The following is an 844-nucleotide window of genomic DNA, read 5'->3' as shown; positions in this document are numbered from 1 at the left end:
GGTGGAGGTGAGGGGACTCGAACCCCTGGCCTCCTCCGTGCGAGGGAGGCGCTCTACCGGGCTGAGCTACACCCCCTGGAGCTTCTGCAGCTTACCGCAGACCTGGATGGGCGTGACGAGCAGGCCCAGCCACACTCCACGCGATCTCCACGAGATCAAGGTCTGGTGCGGCGCTGAGAAATATCGGCGCGGGAGCAGCAGCGCATCAGTCGCATCGGGCCGGGATCAGCCTCGGCTCACCCACCCTCGCGCGGGGCAGCCGCGCAACAGCCAGGCCGACACCGGCATTGACACCGGCAGCCGCGTCCGCCTCGGCCATCAGCCGGGCGAACAGCTTCGCGGCCTCCCCCGGCCGCAGCAGACCCGCCTCGTGACCACGCCAGCCACGTTCCCGACCGCCGTCGAAGACGACCTGGTGATCGGGAACATCCTCGTGCTCGAAGAACAGACGAGCGCGGTCGAAAACGGCCTCGCCGCCGGGGACAACGCCGGGGACAACGCCGGGGCGTGCCGGACCGCTGTCGATGACGTCACTGTCACCGTCGCCGTCACCATCCGATACGGAACGGATCCGGTTCTCAAACGCCCGTCCCCCCCAGGAGGAATAATCAGCTGGATAATTTACCCAGAGTGACAGCCCCTCCTCCGGGGTCCATGTCGGGTCCCAGTACGGGAACTGCCACATCGCGCGACCGGGACGAAACACGGACAGCGTCATCCGCACGCCGCGACACCGCAGATGGAAGCCGAACCCGTCCGGACGCAGCCCGCGCAGTTCCACCGGCACCCCGCAGCTGGCTGGGCAGAGCCGAAAGCCAGCGGCCCGCAAGTGCGCGGTCCACTC

1 protein-coding gene and 1 tRNA gene are annotated in these 844 nt (G+C 68.4%); both read right to left on the bottom strand.

The features are described 5' to 3' along the window. Nucleotides 1–2 precede the first annotated feature (2 nt). A tRNA-Ala gene (locus MJ785_RS20840) sits at nt 3–76 on the bottom strand. A gap of 129 nt (nt 77–205) precedes the next feature. Continuing rightward, nucleotides 206–844: hypothetical protein (locus tag MJ785_RS20835; protein ID WP_370653017.1), on the bottom strand; the 639-nt coding region annotated here is incomplete at its 5' end.

This window comes from Protofrankia sp. CiT1 (genome assembly GCF_917627335.1).
Lineage (GTDB): Bacteria > Actinomycetota > Actinomycetes > Frankiales > Frankiaceae > Protofrankia.
Note: the sequence above shows the minus strand (reverse complement) of the source record. Positions and strands in the feature narration are given on the sequence as shown.